The organism is Rhodococcus sp. OK611 (assembly GCF_003050885.1).
GTDB lineage: Bacteria > Actinomycetota > Actinomycetes > Mycobacteriales > Mycobacteriaceae > Rhodococcus_G > Rhodococcus_G oryzae.
This window is the reverse complement of the sequence record NZ_QAOZ01000020.1, coordinates 108,806-130,134: the sequence shown is the minus strand read 5'-3', so window position 1 is coordinate 130,134 and position 21,329 is coordinate 108,806. Positions and strand designations below refer to the sequence as shown.

At 70.5% G+C, this 21,329-nt stretch carries 4 protein-coding genes; 3 read left to right on the top strand and 1 reads right to left on the bottom strand.

Going from position 1 to position 21,329, the window contains the following annotated elements; translation table 11 throughout:
- Positions 1–169 precede the first annotated feature (169 nt).
- Both C8K38_RS23355 and C8K38_RS23350 read left to right on the top strand, forming a co-directional pair.
- Positions 170–18,901 carry a non-ribosomal peptide synthase/polyketide synthase gene (locus C8K38_RS23355; protein WP_097213760.1) on the top strand — a complete coding sequence of 6,244 codons (18,732 nt, stop codon included), beginning with the start codon at positions 170–172 and terminating at the stop codon, positions 18,899–18,901.
- On the top strand, positions 18,898–19,782 hold the full coding sequence (locus C8K38_RS23350; RefSeq protein ID WP_097213781.1) for a glycosyltransferase: 885 nt from the start codon (positions 18,898–18,900) through the stop codon (positions 19,780–19,782). Before C8K38_RS23355 ends, C8K38_RS23350 begins: the two co-directional genes overlap by 4 nt.
- Before the next feature lie 31 nt (positions 19,783–19,813).
- Here C8K38_RS23350 and C8K38_RS23345 read toward each other — a convergent pair whose 3' ends face one another.
- Positions 19,814–20,548 (bottom strand): helix-turn-helix transcriptional regulator, encoded by a 735-nt coding sequence (locus C8K38_RS23345; RefSeq protein WP_245221000.1) that lies wholly within the window; start codon positions 20,546–20,548, stop codon positions 19,814–19,816.
- Between the two features lie 33 nt (positions 20,549–20,581).
- On the opposite strand from C8K38_RS23345, the gene C8K38_RS23340 reads away from it, so the two are divergent.
- Positions 20,582–21,325, top strand: coding sequence for an alpha/beta fold hydrolase (locus C8K38_RS23340; protein ID WP_097213758.1), 744 nt, complete (start codon positions 20,582–20,584; stop codon positions 21,323–21,325).
- Positions 21,326–21,329 lie beyond the last annotated feature (4 nt).

Here is a 21,329-nt window from a genome sequence, read left to right as displayed (position 1 = left end):
TGATGCGCACTACACATGTGGTGACCTGGTGATATATGGCGAGAGTGCGAGTTCGGGACTGCTCGGCGGCTCCGGGCGATCACGCTCGGCACCTCAGTTGGTCGGGCGTTCATCCGATCGGCCGCGCCGCGACACATGCATCGCCTAACGTGCACATGTAGTTGCTCTATTGAGGGGTCGGATTTTGTCGTTGGAACGCGGGCCCGTCGGGGGTCAGGGTGCTGCAGGCTCCACCGAGGAGCGCTCAACCTCCAGGGGTGAGTTGTTTCCACTTTCGGCAGCTCAGCGTGGTATTTGGTTTGCGCAGCACCTGCTCGGGGACGTGCCGATCGCGATCGCGCAGTACGTCGAGATCGTCGGCGACCTCGACATCGAGGCCCTTGCCGATGCCGGCGCCACCGCCGCCCGTGAGATGGGCACCGGCATGCTCCGCATCACCGAGGTGGACGCCGAGCCCTTCCAGCAGATCGACCACTCCCTGCGGGACCGGATGGCGCAGGTCGATTTCCGCGGCGACGAGGATCCGCACGCCGCGGCCCAGGCCTGGATGCGTGCCGAGTACAGCGCGCCGATGGACCTGCTCTCGGACCGGCTGATCGAGTCGGCGACCCTGCGCGTCGGCGACGACCATTACTACTGGTACTCCCGCATTCACCACATCGCGCTCGACGGCTTCGGTGCGATGACCTTCATGGGCCGCACCGCCGAGCGGTACACCGCGATCGTCGAGGGCCGCGAGCCCGACGAGCTCAGGGCCACCGCGCTGCCCGACATCAGTGCCGAGGAGGCGACCTACCGTTCGTCCAGCCGGTTCGAGAAGGACCGCGAGCACTGGGCGGAGCGGGCGCGCGACCTGCCGCCCGCGATCAGCCTGTCCGGCCGCACGGGCCCGGTCGGGCCCTCGTCCCTGGTGATCAGCGGCCCCCTGCCGGCCGCGGCCGAGGCCGCCGTCGCGCGCGTCGCGGACCGTCAGCCCGGTGCCTCGCTGGCGACGGTCGCGGTCGCAGCCGTCGCCGCGTACCTGTCCCGACTGACCGGTGAGGACGACATCGCGCTGAGCCTGCCGGTGTCCGCCCGCACCACCGCCAAGCTCCGTCGCTCCGGCGGCATGGTGTCCAATGTCGTGCCGCTGCGGCTGGCGGTGGCCGACGACACCACCCCGACCGATCTGATCGGCGCCGTCGCGCTCGAGCTGACCGGCGCGCTGCGACACCAGCGGTACCGGCACGAGGACATCCGGCGCGACGCCGGGTCGGGCGGGGCCAGGCGCGGCTTCTTCGGACCCGCGATCAACATCATGATGTTCCACAGCGAGATCCGGCTCGGTGAGCTGATCGGCCGCCTCAACGTGCTCACCACCGGGCCCGTCGAGGACATCTCGGTCAACATCTACCCGAGCGTGGCGGGCAGCCACGCGCACATCGACTTCGAGGCCAATCCCAATCTGTATTCGGAGGAGGAACTGCGCGGGCACCACGCACGTTTCCTCGAGTTCTTCGCGGCCTTCGCCGCGGCCGAGCCCGACGCAGCCGTCACGGCCCTCGAGGTGCTGCACCCGGACGAGTACGCCGACCTGGTGCCGTTCCGCGGTCCGGCGGCCCTGTCCGCCCGCACGCTGCCGGACCTGCTGACGGCAGGGTTCGCCGCGAACCCGGGCGGCATCGCGATCTGGACGACGGAGACCGAGGTCAGCTACCGGGAGCTCGAGGCCAAGTCGAACCAGCTCGCGCGGCTGCTCATCGATGCCGGAGCGGGGCCCGAGACCTTTGTCGCGCTTGCGTTCTCGCGTTCCGCCGACGCGCTGGTCGCGTGCTGGGCGGTAGCGAAGGCGGGGGCCGCGTTCGTCCCGATCGACCCGAAGCTGCCCGCCGACCGGATCGGCCACATGCTCGACGACTCGGGTGTGCTGCTCGGACTCACTGGTGCGGACCGGGTCTCGCTGCTGCCGGATTTCGTCGACTGGATCGTCCTCGACGACAGCGCCGTCCGGCGCCGGTGCGAGTCGCGTTCGGCGTCACGGATCTCCGACGCCGACCGAGTGGCGCCGCTCGTGGTGGAGAACACCGCGTACATGATCTACACCTCCGGCTCCACCGGTGTGCCGAAGGGCGTGCTCGTCACCCACTCGGCGCTGGTCGACTTCGCCGCCGGCTCCCGCGACGAGCTGCGGGTCTCCGCTGCCTCGCGGGTGCTGCGGTTCTCCTCCGCCAGCTTCGACGCCTCCGTCTTCGAGATGATCCAGGCGTTCAGCGCGGGGGCGACCATGGTCGTCGCGCCTGAGCAGATGTTCGGTGGCGACGAACTCGCCGAACTGTTGCGGGAGCAGCGGGTCACCCACATCTTGTCGGCGCCGACCCTGCTCAGCACCGTCGAGACGAAGGGTCTCGAACACCTCGAGGCCGTGGTGGTGGGCGGCGACATCTGCACCCCCGACCTGGTCGAGCGGTTCGCGGAGGTCTGCCGTTTCACCAACAGCTACGGTCCGACGGAGACCACCATCGTCATCACCACCGGCGATCCGCTCGACGGCAGCACGCCGATCACGATCGGCCGCCCGATCCAGGGCGCCGAGGTGATGGTGCTGGACCGCAAGCTGCGGCCGGTTCCGGTCGGCGTCGTGGGTGAGCTGTATCTGGCGGGCGCCGGGTTGGCCCGCGGCTACCATCGACGCCCCGAGTTGACCGCGGACCGGTTCGTGGCCAACCCCTTCGGTGCGCCCGGCTCCCGGATGTACCGCAGCGGTGACGAGGTCCGCTGGACCGCCGATCACCAACTCGACTTCGTCGGCAGATCCGATTTCCAGGTCAAGATCCGCGGCTTCCGGATCGAACTCGGCGAGATCGACGCGGCGCTGCTCGCCCAGGACGGCATCGACTTCGCCGTCACCATCGCCTACGAGACCGCCAGCGGCAGTACGGCCCTGGTTTCTTATGTGCGGCCGGAACCGGGCGTCGACATCTACCCGGGCGCCGTCACCGCGCAACTGGCGGAGTTCCTGCCCGCGCACATGGTGCCGGCCGCGGTGATGCCGCTCGCGCAGGTGCCGCTCACCTCGGCGGGCAAGCTGGACCGGCGGGCGCTACCCGAGCCGGTCTTCGGCTCGCGCGACCAGCAGTACCGGGCGCCGAGCACCGACGCCGAGCGGCTGATCGCGGGTGTCGTAGAGGAGGCGCTCGGTCTGGACCGGCTGAGCGTGGACGAGTCGCTCTTCGCGGTCGGTGCGGACAGCATCATCGCGATGCAGATCGTGGCCCGCACCCGTGCACTGGGACTGAGCTTCACCGCGCGGGAAGTGTTCGAACGCAAGACCGTTGCCGAGATCGCCAAGATCGCGGTGCCTGTGACCGCGGCGCCCGCCGTGGCGCTCACCGAGCTCGAGGGCGGGGGAGTCGGGTCGGTGGCGCTGACCCCGATCGTGACTTCGCTCCTCGATCGCGGCGACTTCGACGCCTTCTACCAGTCGGTGCTGTTGACCCTGCCCGAACAGGTCGACGGCGACCGGCTCGGGCGGGCGCTGCAGGCCGTCCTCGACCGGCACGACGCGCTCCGCTCACGCCTGCGCCGCGACGTCGGTGGTGACTGGGTCTTCGAGACCGGCGCGCCGGGAACAGTCGACGCGCCCGCGCTGATCACTCGCGTGGTGACGCCGAGTGTGCCCGGCAGCCCCGCCTTCGACGAGTTGGTCCTCGCCGAATGCGGCGCAGCCGCAGCGCGTTTGGATCCCACGGCCGGGGTCATGGTCCAGCTCGTGTGGCTCGACCCGCAGGAGTCCGCCGGCCGACTGCTCGTGGTGATCCACCACCTCTCCGTCGACGGGGTGTCCTGGCGGATCCTGCTCCCGGACCTCGCCACCGCCTGGACCCAGCTCGGCGCGGGCCTCGAACCGGAGCTTGCGCCGGTCGTCACCTCGCTGCGCCGGTGGGCGCACGGCGTGCTGGACTCGGCGCGCAAGGGCGACCACGCCGCGGAGCTGCCCCGGTGGAGCGAGATCCTCGAAGGCCCTGACCCGCAGCTCGGCCGCCGCGCGCTGGACCCCGCCCTCGACCGCGTCGGGGATGCGGAGCGGGTGCACGTCGAGCTCGCAACCGCGACCACGCAGAGCCTGCTCACCACCTTGCCAGGCGCATTCGGGTGCGGCGTGAACGACGGACTGCTGTCCGCTCTCGCCGTCGCGCTGACGGCCTGGCGCCGCGACCGCGGGATCGACGGGTCGTCGGTGCTGCTCACCCTGGAGGGCCACGGCCGCGAGGAGGAGGCCGTCGCGGGGGCGGACCTGTCCCGCACCGTCGGCTGGTTCACCAGCGCCTTCCCCGTTCGCCTCGAACTGCCGAGCGCAGACCTGGACGACGTGCTGGCGGGTGGCCCCGCGGCGGGCACGGTGATCAAGGCGGTCAAGGAGCAGCTTCTCGACGTGCCCTCGCGCGGAGTCGGATTCGGCGTACTGCGTCATCTCGACGCGGAGGCGGGCGCAGTCCTTGCGCCGCTGCCCGTGCCGCAGATCAGCTTCAACTACCTCGGCAGGCTCGGCACCGGCCACCTCGGCGAGGCGCTACGGCACCTCGGCTTCACCCCGGATCCCGCCGCACCGGACCTGAACGCGGGCAGCGGGCTCGCGATGACCGCGGCCGTCGCCGTGGACATCAACGCGATGGTCGTGGACGGCGCCGACGGCCCGATCCTGCGGGCGTCGTTCGCCTTCCTGCCCGGCCTGCTGACCGTCGAGGAGATCGACGCCTTCGCGGCGCTGTGGCGCCGCGCGCTCGAGGGCCTGGCCGGGCACGCCGAGCAGCCGGATGCGGGCGGACTGACCCCGTCGGACCTGCCGCTGGTGTCCGTCAGCCAACACGAGATCGATCGCTGGCAGCACCGCTACCCCTCGCTGACCGACGTGTGGTCGTTGTCCCCGCTGCAGTCCGGCCTGCTGTTCCACGCAACCCTGGCCGCGGAGACGATCGACGTCTACACCGCGCAACTCGTGATGGATCTGGCCGGCACCGTTGATCCCGCCCGCCTTCGCGGCGCTGCGAACGCGCTGGTGGCCCATCATCCGAACCTGCGCACGGCATTCGTCTACGACGACAACGGAATCGCCGCACAGCTCGTGCTCGATCAGGTGGACGTGCCGTTCGTTGAGGTCGACCTGACCGAGGTCGCGGCCGCCGGCCGCGAGGCCGAACTCCGGCGCCTGCTCGACGAGGAGCGGGTCGCTCGCTTCGCGATGGATCGGCCGCCACTGCTCCGGATGCTGCTGATCCGCACCTCCGCCGATCGGTGCGTGCTCGCACTGACCAACCACCACATCATCCTCGACGGCTGGTCGATGCCGCTGCTCGTGCGCGAGCTGCTGGTCCGGTACGCCGCGGGCGGCGCGGGACCGGCCCTGCCCGATGCCCGCCGCTACCGGGATTACCTGGAGTGGCGGGCGTACTGGGACTCCGACGAGTCCGCGCACGCATGGGCGGGCGTCCTCGACGGGGTCACCGAGCCGACGCTGATCGCGTCGGCGCAGGCCCCGGCCGCCGGGCTCGGCTTGCCCGGCGAGGTGGACGTCGCGCTGCCAGCCGGTCTGGTCGATGCGCTCGGCGAGCTCGCCCGTGCACACGGCGTCACCCTCAACACCGTCATCCAGACCGCGTGGGGACTGTTGCTGTCCCGCTTGCTCTCCCGCGATGACGTCCTGTTCGGCGCGACCGTGTCCGGTCGGCCCGCCCAGCTGCCCGGCGTCGAGGAGATCCTCGGACTGTTCATCAACACCGTGCCGGTGCGGGTCCGGGTGGATCCGCACGCGACCGTCGCGCAGTTGCTGCGCCTGGTGCAGGACGAGCAGACCGCGCTGCTCGAGCACCACCAGCTGGGGCTCGCCGACATCCAGGCCGAGGCCGGTCTCGGCGCACTGTTCGACACCCTGACCGTCTTCGAGTCCTACCCGGTGGACCGGGCCGGCTTCGACGAGAACACCGACATCGCCGGCATGCGCGTCACGGGGCTGCAGGGCCACGACGCGACGCACTATCCGCTGACGCTGATGTCGATCCTCGACCCGCAGCTGCATCTGCACCTGCGCTACCGCACCGATCTGTTCGATCTCGTGGATGCAACCACGCTCGCGGATCGGCTGGCGCTGGTCCTCGGTGCGATGGCCGAGAACCCGGAAGCGACCGCGGCCGGTGTGGAGGTGCTCGGCCCCGCCGAACGCGAACTCGTGCTGCGGGCGTGGAACGAGACCGACCACGAACTCGAGCCGGCAACCCTGGTCGACCTGTTCGAGGCGCAGGTGGCCCGCACCCCTGACGCGAACGCCGTCGTGTTCGGCACCGATGCACTGTCCTACGCGGAGTTCGACGCCAGGGCCAACCGGTTGGCGCGTCACCTGATCGGCGCGGGCGTCGGGCCGGAGTCGCTGGTCGGGATCGCGATGCGCCGCTCGGTGGAGATGGTGATCGCGATCTACGCGGTGCTCAAGGCGGGTGGTGCCTACCTGCCGATCGACCCCGAGCAGCCCGACGAGCGGATCGAGTATGTCGCGGGGCTGTCCGCCCCTGTCCTGGTGCTCAGCACCGTCGCCGACCGCGAGTCGATGCCCGCGTCCGTCGCAACAGTCGCGGTCGACGAGCTGGACCTCGCCGATCTGTCTCCGTCGGCGGTGCGCGACGGTGACCGGGCGGCGCCGCTGCGACCGCATGCCACCGCGTACGTGATCTTCACCTCCGGCTCGACCGGCAGGCCCAAGGGCGTGGCGGTCCCGCATCGGGGGATCGTCAACCGGCTGCGGTGGATGCAGGACAGCTATCCGCTCGCCGGGGATGACGCGGTGCTGCTCAAGACCCCCGCGACGTTCGACGTCTCGGTGTGGGAACTGTTCTGGCCGTTGCAGACCGGGTCCAGGATGGTGATCGCGGAAGCGGACGGCCACCGCGATCCGGTCTACCTGGAGACCGCAGTCCGCGAGTACGGCATCACCACCATGCATTTCGTGCCGTCGATGCTCGAGGTGTTCCTCTTGGGCGCCGACATCGCCCGGTGCGGCTCGCTGCGCCGGATCTTCACCAGCGGCGAGGCGCTCGCGCCGGGCACCGTCGCGGCGCTGCACGGCCGCACCGATGCCGAACTGCACAACCTGTACGGGCCCACCGAGGCGTCGGTCGACGTCACCTACCACCGCACGGCGGTGGACGAGACGGTCGTCCCGATCGGGGCGCCCGTCTGGAACACCCAGACCTACGTGCTCGATGCAGGGCTGCGCCCGTCGCCCGTCGGTGTCGCGGGAGAGCTCTATCTCGCGGGAGTCCAGCTGGCCCGCGGGTATGTCGCGCGGCCGGACCTGACCGCGGACCGCTTTGTGGCCAACCCGTTCGGTGAGCCCGGCTCGCGGATGTACCGGACCGGTGACCTGGTGCGCTGGAACGCAACCGGGGAACTGGAGTACATCGGCCGCACCGACTTCCAGGTCAAGCTGCGCGGCCAGCGCATCGAGCTCGGCGAGATCGAGGCCGCGCTGCTGCGCGACGATCGTGTGGCCCAGGCCGTCGTGGTGGTCCGAGGCGACGGACCGGCGGGGGACTACCTGGCGGCGTACGCGGTGCCCGCCACCGGTTCCGGCCTCGACGATCAGGTGCTGGACACCGGCGCTGTGCTGGACGCCGTCGCAGGGGCGCTGCCGCGCTACATGGTGCCGTCCGTGCTGACGGTCCTCGACGCGCTGCCGCTGAACCCGAGCGGCAAGCTGGACCGCAAGGCGCTGCCCGCCCCCGAGTTCGCCGGTACCGCCGAGTTCGTCGCCGCGAGCACCCCCACCGAGCTGGCCCTGGCCGAGATCTTCTCCGGGGTCCTCGAATCCGCGCACCCGGTGGGCGCGACGGACAGCTTCTTCGACCTCGGCGGCAACTCGCTGGCCGCGACGCGGCTGCTGGCCAGGGTGAACGCCGAGTTCGGCACCCGGGTGAGCGTGCGCGAGCTGTTCGAGGCGCCGACGGTCGCCGGGCTGGCAGCCGTCGTGGATGACGTGCTCACCGGCCACGTGCACCGCCAGGAGTTGCTCGCCGGCCCGCGTCCCGACCCGATCCCATTGTCCCCGGCGCAGTCCCGGATGTGGTTCCTCAACCGGTTCGACCCCGCGTCCGGCGCATACAACGTCGCCGCCGCGCTGCGGATGACCGGGACACTCGACGTGTCCGCGCTCGCGGAGGCCGTCGCCGACATCCTCGAACGGCACGAGTCGCTGCGGACGGTGTACCCGGACTCGCCGTCCGGCCCCTACCAGCAGATCCTGCCGACATCCGAGGTGCTCGACGAGCTCGCGCTCGACTCACTCCGAGACGACGAGCCACTCGGGGCGGACGAACTGGCCGAGCGGGTCCGGGCCGCGGTGGCCTCCGGCTTCGACGTCACCGCGGAGATCCCGCTCGAGCTCACCCTGCTGACGGCCGGGCACGACGACCACGTGCTGGTGGTCGTGGTGCACCACATCAGCATCGACGGATGGTCGATCCAGGCGCTGGCCCGGGACCTGGTGCAGGCCTACTCCGCCCGCACGGGCGGGCAGGCGCCGTCGTGGACGCCGCTACCGGTGCAGTACGCGGACTACGCGGTGTGGAAGCGCGCAGTGCTCGGGTCCGAGGACGACCCGGACTCGACCGCAGCCCGCCAGATCGACTACTGGACCGCAGCCCTGGCAGGCGCACCCGAGGTGCTGGCCCTGCCGACCGACCGCCGACGACCCGCCGTGCCGTCCTATCGCGGCGGCACCGTCGAGTGCGAACTCGACACCGCCGCCTATGACGCGGTGAAGGCCCTCGCCCGGTCGACGAATTCGACGCCCTTCATGATCCTGCATGCCGCCCTCGCGGTGCTGCTGGCACGGATGAGCGACACCGCCGACATCGCGGTCGGCACCCCGGTGGCCGGCCGCGGTGAGCAGGCCCTCGACGATGTCGTCGGCATGTTCGTCAACACCCTGGTGCTCCGCACCGAGGTGGACCCGGCCCGGTCGTTCGCCGCGCTGCTCGAGCGGGTCCGGGCCACCGACCTCGCCGCATATGGCAATGCCGACGTGCCGTTCGAGCGTCTCGTCGAGGTGGTCAGCCCGGCCCGCTCGACCGCCCACCACCCGCTGTTCCAGGTGGTGCTCGCGCTCGAGGACGCCCGCGAACACACCATCGCCCTGCCCGGACTGCAGATCGCCTCGGAGCCGATCGATTTCGGGCTCGCCAAGTTCGACCTGCAGCTGACCGTGACCGAGCACTTCGACGGCAGCGGTGACCCTGCCGGTGCGATCGCCGCCTTCACGTACGCGCGGGACCTGTTCGACCGCCGCACCGTCGAGGGCTTCGCCGCGCGGTTCCTGACCATCCTGCGCGACGGCACGGGCGATCCGTCCCGGCCCATCGGCGACTTCGACCTGCTCGACGGCCATGAGCGCGCGACGCTGGTACCGGTGACGGGCCAGGCGCCCGCCGAGACCCGTACCCTGCCCGAACTGCTGCTCGAATCGATCCGGAACCCGCGCGACATCGCTCTGGTCGAGGGCGAGGCCGAGCTCACCTATGGCGAGCTGGACGAGCGCTCGAACCAGCTCGCCCGAATCCTCATCTCGCGCGGCGTCGGACCGGAATCCTATGTCGCGCTTGCGGTCCCGCGCTCCATGGAGTCGGTGCTGGCGTTGTGGGCCGTGGCCAAGACGGGCGCAGCCTTCCTGCCCATCGACCCGACCTACCCGGCCGAGCGGATCGCGCACATGGTCACCGATTCGGCTGTGGCCATCGGTGTCACCGTGACCGCACACCGGGGCGAGCTCCCGGACACGGTGTCCTGGATGTCACTCGACGACGAGGTCACGGTGGCGGAGCTGTCTCGCGCGGACGCCGAACCTGTCGGCGACGTCGACCGGCTCGCTCCGCTCCGGCCGGGGCATCCCGCGTACATGATCTACACCTCCGGCTCCACGGGCACGCCCAAGGGTGTGGTCGTGACCCACCTCGGGCTCGCCTCCTTCGTGGCCGAGCAGCGCGCCGACTACGCCGTCGGGCCGGATTCGCGCACCCTGCATTTCGCGTCGCCGAGCTTCGACGCATCGATTCTCGAACTGCTGATGGCGGTCGGCGGCGGCGCGGCGATGGTCGTGGTGCCGGTCGGCGTCTACGGCGGCGCCGAGCTGGCCGGGGTGCTCCGGTCCGGCCGTGTCACGCACGCCTTCGTGACCCCCGGCGCGCTCGCCACCCTCGACCCCGACGGGTTGGACACGATCGGCGTGGTCGTCGTCGGCGGCGACGCCTGCGAACAGGCACTGGTTCGCCGTTGGGCGCCGGGACGCCGGATGTTCAACGCGTACGGCCCGACCGAGTCGACCATCATGGCCACCCACCAGGGCCCGCTGGAGCCGGGCCTGCCGGTGCTGATCGGGGCACCGGTGGTCGGCACGGACGTGGTGGTCCTCGACGGGCGGCTGCATCCGGTGCCCGCCGGCGTCGCCGGCGAGCTGTACGTGGCGGGCGTCGGCCTGGCACGCGGCTACCACGGCCGGTCCGGGCTCACCGCGGACCGCTTCGTCGCGAACCCGTTCGGCGAGCCGGGTTCGCGGCTGTACCGCACCGGTGACCTGGTCCGCGCCAACCCGGCAGGCGAGCTGGAGTACCTGGGCCGCACCGACTTCCAGGTGAAGGTCCGCGGACACCGCGTCGAGCTCGGCGAGATCGATGCCGTGCTGGCCGGGCACGCGAGCGTGCAGGCGGCGGTCACCGTCGGCCATACCGGCGCCGATGGCGTGGTGACCGTGATCTCCTACGTGCTCCCGGTGCCGGGCCGGACCACCGACGCGGACACCCTCACCGCGCACGCGCGGGAGCTGCTGCCGGTCTACATGGTGCCGTCGGCGATCACCGTGCTGGACGAACTGCCGTTGACGCCTGCGGGCAAGGTGGACACCCGCGCGCTGCCGGAGCCGGTGTTCACGGTCCGCGAGTTCGTCGCGCCCCGCACCCGCACCGAGACCTCGGTGGCCGACGTCTTTGCCGAGGTGCTCGGCGTCGAACGCGTCGGTGCGGACGACGACTTCTTCGCGGTCGGCGGCAACTCGCTGAGCGCGACCCGGGCGATGGCCCGGATCAACGCGATCGCGGGCACCGGGCTGGGCGTGCGTGAGCTCTTCGAGGCGACCACGGTCGCGGCGCTGGCCGCCCGCGTGGACGGCGCGCAGCGCGAGATCGTCCGCCCGGAACTGGTGGCCGAGGCGCGCCCCGCGTGGGTGCCGCTCTCCGCCGCGCAGCAACGGATGTGGTTCCTCAACCAATTCGACCCGACGTCCCCGGCCTACAACATCCCGCTGGCCGTCAGCCTCACCGGCGCCCTCGACGTGCCCGCGCTGGCGGCTGCCGTGCGCGATGTGATCGATCGGCACGAGTCGCTGCGCACGGTGTTTCCCGCCTCGGAGCAGGGCCCGCACCAGGTGATCGTGCCCGCGGCTCGGATAGATCTGGACCTGACCCCCGTCCCAGTATCGGGCAGGGACGAGCTGCGCGCCGCCATGGTGGCGTTGCTGTCGCAGGGCTTCGATGTCACCGCGGCGGTTCCGGTGCGCGGGAGCCTGTTCCGGCTCGCGGATCGGGAACACGCTTGCTCCGCAAGCTCCGCTCAGAAGCACGTGCTGGTGCTGGTGGTGCACCACATCAGCGGCGACGGCGCCTCGACCGTGCCGCTGGCCCGCGACCTGATGATCGCGTACTCCGCGCGGACCGTCGGGGAGGAGCCGTCCTGGCGGCCGCTGCCCGTTCAGTACGCCGACTTCGCGCTCTGGCAGCGGCGGGTCCTCGGCGACGAGGACGACCCGCTGTCCCTCGCCGCCCGGCAGCTCGCGTACTGGCGCGGCCAGCTCGCCGGTACCCCGGGCGTGCTCGAGCTGCCGACCGATCGGCCCCGGCCAGCCGTCGCGTCGTATCACGGCGCCCGCGCCGACCTGGAGATCGGCGCCGAGCTGACCGCGGCACTGAACGCACTCGCACGCGAACACAGCGCCACCCTGTTCATGGTGCTGCACGCCGCGCTGTCGGTGTTGCTCGCCCGGCTCAGCGGGAGCACCGACATCTCGGTGGGCACCCCCATCGCAGGCCGAGGTGAGCAGGTGCTCGACGATGTCGTCGGCATGTTCGTCAACACGTTGGTGTTGCGCACCGAGGTCGAGCCGGGCACCGCCTTCACGGACCTGCTGGCGACCACCAGGAGCACGGACCTGGCCGCGTACGGCCACGCCGACGTACCGTTCGAGCAGGTCGTCGACGCGGCGAATCCGCCTCGTTCGCAGGCGCACTCGCCGCTGTTCCAGGTGGGGCTCTCGCTCCAGAACCAGGGCGTCGGCTCGCTCGAGCTGCCGGGCCTCACCGTGGCCGCGCTCGACCCGGGTGTCGATGTCGCGAAGTTCGACCTGGAGCTCACCTTCCGCGAGCACGGCTCCGGCGGTGGCATGGCGGCCTCGGTGACCTACGCCGCCGACCTGTTCGACCGGGACACGATCGACGGGTTCGCACGGCGGCTGGTGCGGGTGTTCGAGTCCGTCGCGGCGGATCCGGCGATTCCGGTCGGCGAGATCGAGGTGCTCGACGCAGCCGAACGGCTCGCCGCCATGGCGGGCCCCGCGTTGCCCGCGCCGCCGGTGCGTACCCTGCCGCAGATCCTCGCGGCCGGTGCGGGAATCGACCCGGCGGCGGTGGCCCTGCGCTGCGCAGGCGATGTCGAGGTGTCCTATGCGGATCTGGAGGCCGAGTCGAACCGGCTGGCGAGGCTACTGCTCGGACGCGGCATCGGTCCGGAATCGTTCGTGGCCACTTCCTTTGCCCGGTCCGCCGAATCCGTGCTCGCCGTCTGGGCGGTCGCGAAGACGGGCGCGGCCTTCGTGCCGATCGACCCGGCGCTGCCCGCCGATCGCGCGCGGCACATGATCACCGACTCGGGGGCGGTCCTCGGCCTGACCGTCGCGGCCGAACGCGATCGGCTGCCAGGCACGGTCGAGTGGCTTGCGCTCGACGACGTCGAGCTCACCCGCCAGCGGTCCACACTGCCCGCGGGCCCGGTGTCGGCCGACGAACTCGCCGCGCCGATCGACCCGGCGAGCGCCGCGTACATGATCTACACCTCCGGCTCCACCGGCGTCCCGAAGGGCGTGGTGGTCACCCACACCGGCCTGTCCACCTTCTGCGCGGACGTGCGCACCGAACTGGCCGTGACGAGTTCGTCACGGGTGCTGCGGTTCTCGTCGTCGAGTTTCGACGCCTCGGTGTTCGAGATGCTGGTCGGTTTCAGCGCAGGCGCCACCATGGTCATCGCGGCGCCGGGGATCATCGGAGGCGGTGAGCTGGCCGCACTGTTGCGGTCCGAGCGGGTCAGTCACATCCTGACCGCGCCCGCGGCACTCGGCACGGTCGACGCGGACGGGCTCGAGGACCTGCGCTCGGTGATGGTCGGCGGCGACGTCTGCCCGCCCGAGCTGGTGGCGAGGTTCGCGCCCGGCCGCAACTTCTTCAACAGCTACGGGCCCACCGAGAGCACCATCGTCATCACCGTGACGGCGCCGCTTGGCGAGGGCGACCGGATCACCATCGGGACACCGCTCGAGGGTGCCGGGGCGGTCGTGCTCGACCGCCGCCTGCGCCCCGTCCCCGTCGGGGTGGTCGGCGAGCTCTACCTCTCCGGTCCCGGTCTCGCCCGCGGCTACCACCGCCGCGGCGCGCTGACGGCGGCGAGCTTCGTGGCGAACCCGTACGGCGACGGCCAGCGGATGTATCGCACGGGCGACCTGGTACGCCGGACCCGTGACGGGGCACTGGATTTCATCGGCCGGGGCGACACCCAGGTCCAGCTGCGCGGCCTGCGCATCGAGCTCGGCGAGATCGAGGCTGCGCTGGTCGGCCGTCCTGGCGTTGCCCAGTCGGTGGTCGCGCTGCACCGCGACCCGCACACCGGGGAGAACCTGGTCGGATACGTGACGGCCGAGGCGGGCGTCGCGCTGGACCCGCAGGAGCTACGCACCGCGATCGGCGAGGCGTTGCCCGCTTACATGGTGCCGTCGGTGGTGATGGTGCTCGACGCGCTGCCGATCAACGCGACCGGCAAGCTGGACCGGCGCGCGTTGCCGGTGCCGGAGTTCGTGACCGACCGCGAGTTCCGCGGCCCGACCAATCCGGTCGAGGAGGCCATCGCCCGCGTCTACGCCGAGCTGCTCGGAGCGGAGCGGGTGTCGGTGGACGACAGCTTCTTCGAGCTCGGCGGCAACTCGCTGCTGGCGACCAGGCTGGTGGCCCGGGTGAACTCCGCCCTCGGTACGTCGCTGGCGATCCGCGCGGTGTTCGAGCATCCGACGGTGGCGGAGCTGGCCGTGCGCGCCGAATCCGCGTCGCTGGAGGCGGGCCGCATCCCGCTGGCGAGGATGCCGCGGCCGGAACGGATTCCGCTGTCCCTTGCCCAGCAGCGGATGTGGTTCCTCAACCGTTTCGACACTGCGTCCGCGGTGAACAACATCCCTCTCGCGCTGCGGTTGTCCGGCCGGCTCGACGTGACGGCGTTGCGCGCCGCGGTCGCCGACGCGGTCGAGCGGCACGAATCGCTGCGCACCGTGTACCCGGACGGCGATGACGGGCCGTGCCAGGTGATCCTGCCGACCGAACAGGCGGTCCCGGAGCTGGTGCCGGTCCCGGTCGTCGAGGACGAGGTGCTCGCCCGCGTGATCGAACTGGCGACCACCGGTTTCGATGTCACCACCCAGGTCCCGTTGCACGTGCAGTTGTTGCGGGTCAGCGAGACCGAACACGTGCTCGCGCTGGTGGTACACCACATCTCGGCGGACGGCTTCTCGATGGGCCCGCTGGCGCGGGACGTGATGGTCGCCTACGCGGCGCACCTGCACGGGGCGCAGCCGACCTGGGCGCCGCTCGAGGTGCAGTACGCGGACTACAGCCTCTGGCAGCGCGCGGTACTCGGCGACGAGCAGGACCCGGCCTCGGTGGCCGCGCGTCAGGTTGCGTACTGGACCGCCGAGCTTGCCGGCCTGCCCGAGCAGCTCGATCTGCCCGCCGACCGGCCGAGGCCCGCCGAACAGTCCTACCGCGGCGACACCTACGCGTTCACCCTGGACGCCCGCACCCACCGGGCCTTGCTCGACCTCGCCCGCGGCCAGGACGCCACGCTGTTCATGGTCATGCACAGCGCATTGGCGGTGCTGCTGAGCAGGCTCGGCAACGAGCCCGACATCGCGATCGGCTCGCCCATCGCCGGTCGCGGCGAGGAAGCGCTCGACGACCTGGTCGGCATGTTCGTCAACACCCTGGTGCTGCGCACCCGGGTCGGCCAGGACCAGCGTTTCAGCGAGGTGCTCGACCTGGCGCGCGCGAACGACCTGGCCGCCTTCGGCCACGCCGACGTGCCGTTCGAGCGGCTCGTCGAGGTGCTCAACCCGACCCGGTCGACCGCGCGGCACCCGCTGTTCCAGGTGGCGCTGTCCTTCCACAACCTCGAGCGCAACCGGTTCGCGTTGCCGGACCTCGAGATCGGGGTGCTCGACGCCGGGTTCGAGCCGGCGAAGTTCGACCTGCACCTGACGCTGGTGGACCGCCATGACGAGACCGGGGATCCCGCCGAGATCGCCGGGTCGTTCACCTACGCGACCGACCTGTTCGACCGGGACACCGTCGCACAGTTCGCGGCCCGGTTCGAGCGGATCCTGAGGACGGTGATCGCCGACCGGGACACCGTCGTCGGCGACATCCCGATCCTCGACCCTTTGCACCGCGAGGAGCTGGTGACGGGGCGGAATCAGACCGGTCACCCGGTGCCCGAGACGACGCTCGCCGAGATGTTCGACGCGCAGGTCCGCCGGACCCCTGGCGCGACCGCGACGGTGTTCGAGGGCGCGGAACTGACCTATGCGCAGTTCGACGCTCGGGCAAACAGGCTGGCCCGCGAGCTCATCGCCCGCGGTGTCGGTCCGGAAGCCCGCGTGGCGCTGGCCATCCGGCGTTCGGTGGAGCTGCTCGTCGCGATGTACGCGGTGGCCAAGGCGGGCGGCGTGTATGTGCCGATCGACCCGGACCACCCGGCCGAGCGCACCTCCTACGTGCTCGACTCGGCGCGGCCGGTGGCGCTGCTGACCACGACCGGCGTCTCCGTCACCCCGCCCGACGGGGTGGACCTGCTGCTGGTCGATGGCCTCGGCAGTGTCCTCGACGAGCACAGCGCGGCGCCGATCACCGATGCGGACCGGATCTCCCCGCTGCGGCCGGAGAACACCGCCTACGTGATCTACACCTCCGGCTCGACGGGCAGGCCGAAGGGCGTCGCGGTGCCGCACCGCGCCATCGCGAACCAGTTGCTGTGGAAGCAGTCCGAGTATTCGCTCGGGGCCGACGACGCGGTGATGCTGAAGACCGCGGCCACCTTCGACCTGTCGGTGTGGGAGTTCTGGTGGGCGTTGACCACCGGGGCGCGGTTGGTGATCGCGAAGCCGGGCGGCGAGCAGGACCCGTCGTACCTGGCCCGGTTGATGCGCGAGACCCGGGTCACCACAATCCATTTCGTGCCGTCGCTGCTGACCGCGTTCCTGGCCTCGGTTGGCTCGGAGCTGATCCCGTCGCTGCGCCGCGTGATCTGCATCGGCGAGGCGCTGCCCGCCGAGACGGTGCGCCGGTTCGCCGAGTTCAGCGATGCGGCGATGTTCAATCTGTACGGCCCCACCGAGGCAGCGGTGAGCGTCACCCACCACCGTTGCGGGCCCGAGGACGAGCGCACCGTGCCGATCGGTGTGCCCGAGTGGAACACCCAGGTGTACGTGCTCGATGCGCGGCTGCACCCGGTGCCGGTCGGGGTGCCGGGCGAGCTGTACATCGCGGGCGCCCAGCTCGCCAACGGCTATGCGGGTCGCGCCGACCTGACTGCCGACCGCTTCGTCGCGAATCCGTTCGGCCCGAACGGGTCCCGGATGTACCGCACCGGCGACGTGGTCCGATGGCTGGGCCGTGAGCAGGGCGTGCTCGACTACGTCGGCCGCAGCGACTTCCAGGTCAAGCTGCGCGGGTTCCGGATCGAGCTCGGCGAGATCGAGTCGGCGCTGACCGCGCACCCGGCGGTCGACGCGTCCGTTGTCCTGGTGCACCGCGGTCCGCACGGCGCCGAGAACCTGGTGGCCTATGCGGTGCCCGCCGCGGGGGAGGCGCCGACCGTGGAGTCGCTGCTGGCCTTTGCCGGCGAGCGGGTACCGAGCTACATGGTGCCGTCGGTGGTGGTGTTCCTGAGCGAACTGCCGCTCGGCGTGACCGGCAAGCTCGACCGGAAGGCCCTGCCCGAGCCGGAGTTCCTCAGCGCCAGCGCGTTCCGAGCGCCGACGACGCCGAGCGAACAGATCATCGCGGGCATCTTTGCGGACCTGCTCGACCGTCCCCGGATCGGCGCCGAGGACAATTTCTTCGACGTCGGGGGCAACTCGCTGCTCGCGACCAGGGTGACGGCGCGGATGGGTGAGGTCTTCGACGCCACAGTCAGCGTCCGCGAGTTCTTCGAGGATCCGACGGTGGCGGGGCTGGCCAGCCGGGTGGACGCGCACGACCCGAACCGGCCCCGGCTCGGGGCCCGCCCGCGGCCCGCGCAGATCCCGCTGGCACCCGCGCAGGAGCGGATCTGGTTCGCGAACCACGAGACCCGCAACGGGGACTGGAACATCCCGGTCGCGTTGCGGATCCGCGGCCCGCTCGATGTCGCGATCCTCGCGGCCGCCGCGCGCGACGTGGTGGCCAGGCACGAGGCGCTGCGCACTGTGTATCCGAGCACCCCGACCGGACCGGTCCAGGTGCTGGTGCCCACCGAGGACGCCGTCCCGGAGCTGAGGCGGGTGCCGGTGTCGGCGGAGCAGCTCGAGGAGCAGGTGCAGCGGTACCTGTGGGCCGACTACGACGTCACCAGTGAGCTGCCGTTGCGGATGCGGTTGTTCGCGCTGGGCGAGGACGACCACGTGCTGGCGATCGTGGTGCACCACATTGCTGCTGACGGCGCCAGCATGGGCGTGCTCACCCGCGACGTGATGATCGCCTACGCCGCGCGGACGGCTGGCGTCCTGCCGCAGTGGACGCCGCTCGAGGTGCAGTACGGCGACTACACGATGTGGAAGCACGAGGTGCTCGGCGATGTCGCGGTCGGCGGCAGCGAGGCGCACCGGCAGCTGCAGTACTGGCTGGGTGCGTTGGAGGGCAGGGCGGGGCGTCTCGAGCTCGCGGGGGCCGGGCGTGCGAAGCGGACGTCGGCGGGGGCAACCGCGCCCGTGTCGATCGACGCGGCCACCCACGCGGCGTTGCTGACGCTGGCGCACGAATGCCGGGCGAGCCTGTTCATGGTGATGCAGGCCGCGTTTGCTGTCCTGGTCAGCGACCTCGCGTCCGTCTCGGACGTCACGCTGGCCACCTCGATCGCGGGTCGCGACGAGGCCGCGCTGGCGGAGGTCGTCGGCAACTTCTCCGATGACGTGCTGATGCCGGTGACCGTCGAGGAGGGCGAGCCGTTCACCGACCTGGTCGCCCGGGTCCGCGACGTCGCGCTGGGCGCCTTCGCCCACCCGGACGTCTCGAACACTCGGCTGCAGGCCGCACTCGGGACACGGGAGCGGCTGTTCCAGGTCGAGTTGATCCTGCAGCCCGGCGGCGCGAGCATCGACGTCGACCTGGGCGGACTGCGGATCGAGGGGCACCCGTTCGTCACGGAGGTCGCCAAGCACGACATCGAGTTCAGTCTCAACGATCACTACGATGACGACGGCGCGCCCGCCGGCATCACCGGTGGGGCGCTGTACTCGACGGATCTGTTCGACACGGCGGCCGGAGAGCTGCTGGTGAAGAAGTACACAGAGATCCTGTGGACGGTGAGCAGGGGGACGGAATGAGGGAGCTGCCGAAGCTGGTGTCGGTCGTCATCCCGGCGTACAACGCGCGTGCGGTGATCGACACCCAACTCGAGGCGCTCGCCGCGCAGGACTACGCCGGCGAGATGGAGGTGGTGGTCGGTGACAACCGTTCCACCGACGGGCTGCGAGAACACCTGGCCGACCATCCCTTACGGGATCGGTTGCGGCTGCGGCGTGTGGAAGCTGCGGACGCGCAGTGCGCGTCGCACGCCCGAAACGTCGCGGCGGCGGCATCGGGTGGTGAGTTCCTGGCCTTCTGCGACGCGGATGATCGAGCGCACGTCGGCTGGCTGTCGGCGCTGGTGGAGGCCGCTCGCGAGGCCGACATGGTGAGCGGTGCGCTGGAGACCGGGTCGATCAACGCCCCCGAGGTCGCCGAGCGGGTATCCGTCGAGGCGCCGGAGCGCGGCTTCGAGTTCCCTGGATTTCTCCCGTTCGCCAGCGGAAGCAACTGCGGTGTCTGGCGGGACGCCTTCGAGGCCGTCGGGGGATGGGACGAGTCGTTCCGCCGCGCTGGGGAGGACATGGACTTCTCCTGGCGTATCCAGCTCGCGGGATACACGCTCGGCCACGCCCCGACGGCGATCACCGCGTACCGGCTCAAGACCACCTATCGGGAGCTGTGGGACCAGAGCCTGTCCTACGGGGAGGTCGATCCGCGGCTGTACAAGCGGTACCGAGCCGCCGGGTTCCGACGGAATCTGCTCGCGCTACCGGTGGTTGCTGTGCTGTTGTTTATCCGAAACCCGTTGCTGCCCACCGCGGTCACGCGACTTCCACGCGGGCAGTGGTTGGCCTACCTGGCCCGTGCTTTCGGCCGGGTCCGAGGAAGCATCCAGCACCGCGTCTGGTTCGTCTAGATGTACTGACCGGAGAGGTTGATCGAGTGCCTCACTCACCTTGACCATTCACGGGTCTTGCTGTCGCTGGGGGGATGCCGATCTCGTCAATGTCATGGCCGCTGCAGGCAATCTTGGTTGCCCTGGCGTGCTCGATATGGGACACGAGGAACCACCGCATATCGCTGCGTAGCCTGCACCACCCGATCAGGTACCAATGGCCGTTCGTGGAGGCGAACATCACCGGCTCGACGTCGCGGGTTGTCTTGTTGCCGTCACGCGAGGTGTAGCGGATTCGCACCACCCGTTGCTCGGCCATCGCTTCCTCCAGCGCTGACTTGATCGTGCGCGGAGTGGGGGGCGCGTTGACCCAGACGCGACTGGCCAGCTCATCGGCCTTCGTCCGGGTCCGTGGATCGAGTACGTCCATGATCTTCCGAACGCCCGCTAAGGCGAGATCGGCGTAGGGGGCATCGGGTGCAGCAGAGACTGCCGCGAGTAGCGCCACTGCCTGCACAGGGGTCAAGCTGACCGGTGGCAGGGTGCCTCGGGCGACTAGCCCGTAGCCACCGCCGGGGCCCGGGCGCGACCAGATCAGCGCGCCACTGTTCTCGAGTGCGGTGAGGTCTCTCTTGACCGTCCGCACGGACACGCCGAACTCTTTTGCCAGTCGCTCAGCAGTGCATCCACGCGGTCCGCTGCGGCGCAGCATCTCGGACAGGGCGTGGAGTCGCTCCGTCCTCTTCATTTCCCACCCCGGCAAAAAATCATGCCAAAATGGTGACATACCCTTGTCCTAGAGGCTTGAGAGCATCGTGGTGTGACGACAAACGCGAGCAACCCGACCATCATCCTGATCGCTGGCCATTGGCTGGGCGCTTGGGCATGGGACGAGGTGCTGGAACACCTGACCGCTGACGGCTGGCGAACCATCCCGATGACGCTTCCCGGCCTCGATGAGCGGGACCCCAAGCGGGCGTCCAGGACGCTCGATGACCAGGCGACGGCGATCGAGCAGACTATGACCCAGGCTGAGGCTTCCGAGGCCCAGCCGGTAGTCATCGTGGCGCACAGCGGAGCCAACGCGCCGGTAAGCCTTGTGCTCGATCAGCATCCTGAACTTGTCCGCCGAGTGGTGTGGGTCGATAGTGGGCCCGTCGCGTCCGGCAGTGTCTTCGCCCCGGATGCGCCCGAGGATCTGGACGAGTTTCCCCTGCCGCCCTTCGACGCGCTCGGGGAGCAGGCCAGCCTTGAGGGCCTGAGCACTGAGGCTCTCGAGCGCTTTCGAGCAAGGGCCGTTCCAGAACCCGGTCCCGTGCTACGCCAGCAAGTGAAGCTCACCAACGACGCGCGACTGGCGGTCCCGACCACTCTGGTGTGCTGCTCGATCCCGAGCGCGCAGATAATGGAGTTGGCCAACGCGGGTCATCCCATGTTCGCCGAGGTGTCAAACCTCGACCATGTTGACCTCATCGACCTCCCGACCGGGCATTGGCCCATGTGGAGCCGCCCCGGCGACCTCGCCCACATCCTCGCCACAGCAGCGACTTCCCCAGCTAACTGAACTG